This is a genomic window from Aneurinibacillus terranovensis DSM 18919 (assembly GCF_000430625.1).
In the GTDB taxonomy this organism is placed as follows: Bacteria; Bacillota; Bacilli; order Aneurinibacillales; family Aneurinibacillaceae; genus Aneurinibacillus_B; species Aneurinibacillus_B terranovensis.
In genome coordinates this window covers 12,242-16,555 of sequence record NZ_AUMJ01000080.1, presented here as the reverse complement: position 1 = coordinate 16,555, position 4,314 = coordinate 12,242, and the positions used below count along the sequence as shown (strand labels likewise).

Annotated in this window: 4 protein-coding genes and 6 tRNA genes; 6 read left to right on the top strand and 4 right to left on the bottom strand. The window is 45.8% G+C overall.

The window, feature by feature from the left end:
• Positions 1-17: 17 nt before the first annotated feature.
• The 3 genes from H525_RS0114185 (at position 18) to H525_RS0114175 (ending at position 288) form a co-directional block, all read left to right on the top strand.
• A tRNA-Gly gene (locus tag H525_RS0114185) sits at positions 18-93 on the top strand.
• A gap of 26 nt (positions 94-119) precedes the next feature.
• Positions 120-196: transfer RNA gene (locus tag H525_RS0114180), tRNA-Arg, on the top strand.
• Positions 197-203: 7 nt separating this feature from the next.
• Positions 204-288, top strand: a tRNA-Leu gene (locus tag H525_RS0114175).
• Positions 289-520: 232 nt separating this feature from the next.
• Here the strand turns inward: H525_RS0114175 and H525_RS0114170 are convergent.
• From H525_RS0114170 to H525_RS0114155, 4 genes are all read right to left on the bottom strand, one after another.
• A complete protein-coding gene (locus H525_RS0114170) occupies positions 521-1,171 on the bottom strand; it encodes a bifunctional 4-hydroxy-2-oxoglutarate aldolase/2-dehydro-3-deoxy-phosphogluconate aldolase (protein WP_027416736.1) in 651 nt (216 codons plus the stop codon).
• A 14-nt stretch (positions 1,172-1,185) separates the two neighbouring features.
• The gene (locus H525_RS0114165) at positions 1,186-2,142 is read right to left on the bottom strand and encodes a sugar kinase (RefSeq protein ID WP_027416735.1); all 957 of its coding nucleotides are present in this window, start codon (positions 2,140-2,142) and stop codon (positions 1,186-1,188) included.
• Between the two features lie 10 nt (positions 2,143-2,152).
• On the bottom strand, positions 2,153-2,908 hold the full coding sequence (locus tag H525_RS0114160; protein ID WP_027416734.1) for an IclR family transcriptional regulator: 756 nt from the start codon (positions 2,906-2,908) through the stop codon (positions 2,153-2,155).
• A 175-nt stretch (positions 2,909-3,083) separates the two neighbouring features.
• Positions 3,084-3,698: a hypothetical protein gene (locus H525_RS0114155; protein WP_027416733.1), complete on the bottom strand. Its 615-nt coding sequence runs from the start codon at positions 3,696-3,698 to the stop codon at positions 3,084-3,086.
• A gap of 163 nt (positions 3,699-3,861) precedes the next feature.
• On the opposite strand from H525_RS0114155, the gene H525_RS0114150 reads away from it, so the two are divergent.
• The 3 genes from H525_RS0114150 to H525_RS0114140 all read left to right on the top strand — a co-directional run bounded on the left by H525_RS0114150 (position 3,862) and on the right by H525_RS0114140 (position 4,171).
• Positions 3,862-3,938 (top strand) — tRNA-Pro (locus H525_RS0114150).
• Positions 3,939-3,992: 54 nt separating this feature from the next.
• Positions 3,993-4,066, top strand: a tRNA-Gly gene (locus H525_RS0114145).
• Between the two features lie 28 nt (positions 4,067-4,094).
• Positions 4,095-4,171: transfer RNA gene (locus H525_RS0114140), tRNA-Ile, on the top strand.
• The last annotated feature ends 143 nt before the right edge of the window (positions 4,172-4,314 follow it).

Below are 4,314 nucleotides of genomic sequence, written 5' to 3'. Positions count from 1 at the left end.
CCGCACCACTGTTTTATGCGGACATAGCTCAGTTGGTAGAGCACGACCTTGCCAAGGTCGGGGTCGCGAGTTCGAGTCTCGTTGTCCGCTCCATTATAGCTTAATTAAATGAAATATACGTGCCCGTAGCTCAATCGGATAGAGTGTCTGACTACGAATCAGAAGGTTGGGAGTTCGAGTCTCTCCGGGCACGCCATGATTGTGCCGATGTGGCGGAATTGGCAGACGCGCACGACTCAAAATCGTGTTCCTTCGGGAGTGTCGGTTCGACCCCGACCATCGGTACCATACATAAATAAGCCGGCACTTTCCGATTCAGGAAAGTGCTTTTTTGTCGTTAAGGAAAGTATATGTTGCTTTACAGTGTTAAAGCAACATATACTTTCTTCCATTGGTCACCTGAGAAAAACTCACGGGGTTATGTAAAAAGCCTGACGTGATTATCCGTCAGGCAGGGTAGTAGCGCAGGCCAAAAAGCCTGTTAAATCATAATGCTTCCATTTTCGTGGTTTCCATTTTTTTACTCTTTTCCTCTTGCTCTTTGAATGGCCGCTGCAAATTTTTGGGCGGTCTCGGTTAAAACTTCGTAACGTTCTTCTTCAATGGCTTGTTTATTCAGAAGGGATCCGCCAACTCCTACAGCAGCAGCTCCATTTCTGATAAATTGTTCGACGTTTGACAAATCTACTCCACCCGTCGGCATCATGGGAATATGGCCGAGCGGGCCCTGAAGTTCTTTTATATAGTCAACGCCTAAAGAGCGTCCCGGGAAAATTTTAAGTAAATCCGCTCCTGCTTGATACCCTTTGACAATCTCTGACGGAGTCATGACTCCAGGGATTGAAATCTTTCCATACCGATTGGTCAGCCGGATGGTTGCTTCATCCAGAATAGGAGAGAAAATAAAATCTGAACCGGACTCGATGGCCGTTTTCGTTGTTTCGGCATCCAGAACCGTTCCTGCCCCGACAAGTACACGATCGCCATATGTCTGTTTGATATCCCGGATCATGTCAAATGCGCGAGGGGTATCCACTGTAATCTCAAGCGCCCCGACGCCACCCTGGACTAATGCCTCAGCAATCTGACGAATTTGCGAAGCCCTGGGTCTGCGAATAATGGCCACCAGCCCGGAATCAAATAATCGCCTTACATTTGTTAACTTTTCCATGTTTTTCCCACCCCTTAACGTTTTACATCCTGGTCACCATGCTTACCCGCTATCATTTGCTCAACCTCTGCCTCGCTGGGCAGGCCCTCCACATCACCGCTTACCTGAACAACAATGGCTCCCACTGCGTTTCCACGTTTTACCGCACATTGAATGGGCATATTTCGCAAGATGCCACTTAGAAATCCCGCGGCAAAACCATCGCCTGCACCAACCGGATCGACTACCGTTTTCACGGGGAATCCGGATACATAGCCGCTTTCTTGCGAGGTCTGATAGTACGCCCCTTTGCTTCCTAACTTAATCACAACGGTTCCTGCACCGTGTTTCAAAAAAAAGTCAGCCATGCTCTCCGGTTCCTTGTGTTCCGTCAGAAGCTGCCCTTCCTCCAGTCCGGGTAAAACATAGTCCGCTTTTGCAGCGATGCCCAGCAGGATTTTCTTTGCTTCTTCCCTGTTCCAGAGCTTAAGGCGAAGATTGGGGTCGAAGCAGATTTTTACCCCGTGTTTTTTTGCCACATCAATCGCTTTATTTATCGTTTGTAGACAGGAGGAACTTAAGGCAGGAGTAATGCCAGTAAGATGGAGGACTTTTGCTCCGGCAATGTACTTTTCATCCAAATCCGTTGGTCCCATTAAGCTGGCCGCTGACCCTTTCCGGTAATAATAGACATCAATATTCGATGCGGAACGTTTCTCCTTAAAAAAAATGCCGGTAGGTGCTTCATCGGTATAAGAACAATGGGATGTGTCGACTCCTTCCCCACGAACAAATTTGTGAATAAAACGTCCAAAGGGATCATTTCCAAGCTTGCTGAACCATCCCACGGCATGCCCCAGACGCTGCAGCCCAATCGCCACATTGGATTCGGCACCGCCGATTTGTTTATGGAACTGGTGAACATATTCGAGAGGGAGCGGTTGATCAGACGTAAATAAAACCATTGTTTCCCCGAAAGTTACAACATCCATGACGACCCTCCTAACTTGGCCGGTTGTACCCTATACTTCGTGAAACACTAGCGGCCGCATGAAGCAAATGGTGTACAATTTCTTGCTTTCGAGAGGTAATCCTCTCCTTTGGTCCGGCTACGCTGATGGCCGCCGTCATGCGGCCGGCCGCATTAAAAATGGGGGCAGACAAGCAAAATAATCCTTCCTCACTTTCTTCATCATCGATGGCATAGCCGTTTTTCGCAAATTGTTTCAACTGTTCTTCCAATACTGAACGATCGGTAATCGTTTTTGCTGTAACCGCTTTTAATTCAGCGTGTTCAAGCAGTTGTTTTCGTTCCTTGCCTGGAAGGAAGGTAAGGAATGCCTTTCCGAGACCTGTACAATAAAGCGGTTTGCGCGACCCGATTTGGGCGCTTGTTCGAATCGAACGATAGTTATCGAATTTGGAGACATAAACAATTTCTTCTCCCGATAACACGGCCATAAATACGGTTTCCTGTACTTCATTCATCAGTTTCTCTAGATGTGGTTGGGCATCGGAGTGCAGATCGAGTGAGTCTGATGCCCGCGTTCCCAGTTGAATGAGCTTGGGTCCCAGCTTGTATCGTTTCATTATGGTTTGCGAAATGTAGTCGTTAGAGAACAACGTTTGCACCAGATGAAATGTACTGCTCTGAGGAAAAGACAAGGCCTCACTGATTTCTTTCACCGTTAATCCATTGGGGTGCCCGGCAAGCAATTCAAAAATTTCCAGCACTCGTACCGCTGATTTTACTGACAAAGGTTAACTCCCCTTTTAAAATCACATATGTAATTTTAAATTATAAGTAGAATTTTACACTTGAAATTCTAACAGACCATGTTTGAACCGTCAATGAATGTTTTGACATTTGATAATAAAAGTATGCAAAGCGGCGTCAACCATCTTCGATTGACGCCAGCTTAATTATGGTCCCTTACAATACCTTCTTAATCATCGACTGAATCATCGGGTTTTTCATTAGCTCCATAATGGTTTTTAAATCAATGCCATCGCTACTGTTTAATGATGAACTTTTCTTTTTCATTGAAGTTCCTTTTTCCTGCGTTGCCTGCAGCAGTTTGCTTACCTTAGACAGATCGAGGTTTTTTAAAAGGTTTGTTAAATCCTTTTGAGATCCGTTTTTCTTGAGAAAGGACTGTACAGTTGGGTTTTGCAGCAGATTGTTTAGCTGAGCGGTAAGTTCTTCGTTCGACTCGGTATTTGAACGCGAATCGGGAGCTGGATTAGGAGTGGGTGCGGGAGTGGGCACAGGTTCCGAAACAGCGGGTTGTCGGATCTCAGGTTCCTTTCTTCTGTTGTGGGCTATTCGGGGAAAGGCAGCCGGGCGTTTTTTGTCTTGGACTTTTGTCGGGACGGTGTGCTGTTTAATTTCCTCTATGCTTTCCTGGATACGCTCAAGTCCTTCCACTTTTTCTAATATCGTCTGAAGAGAGAACTCTATGTCCCTGATAGACTCTTCAATCGACACTAGATTTTGGTTTGCGCTAATCGTTTCCCGTTTTGTTCCCGAGACTTTTTTTTTAATCATGTAGATAACATCTCCTTATAAGCACATCTATCGATATTGTATGTGGATAGGAGTCCAAGGGGGATAGGCATGTACCCGAATATTGGCAGTCGGAAGTTAGCTACATTTCGGTTGACATGTGTTAGAAATGGTGATATAGTTATTTCTGTTGTTGCAATACTTTCGGGAAGTGGCTCAGCTTGGTAGAGCGCCTCGTTCGGGACGAGGAGGTCGCAGGTTCAAATCCTGTCTTCCCGACCATATTTTATGCAAAAAATCATATTCGACGTCATCGACGTTGTGAATTTTTATTATGCGGGTGTAGTTCAATGGTAGAACATCAGCCTTCCAAGCTGAATACGTGGGTTCGATTCCCATCACCCGCTCCATTTGTTTTATACCCCTTTTTCGGGTAACGGGCCTATAGCTCAGTTGGTTAGAGCGCACGCCTGATAAGCGTGAGGTCGGCTGTTCGAGTCAGCCTAGGCCCACCATAACTCCTTTTTTTATCCTGTATCTATAAAAGTTAGCAGCCTTTATGGCTGCTTTTTTTGCCGTTAAAGAAAGTATATGTTGCTTTACAGTGTTAAAGCAACATATACTTTCCTCCATGGGTCACCTGAGAAAAACTCGCGGG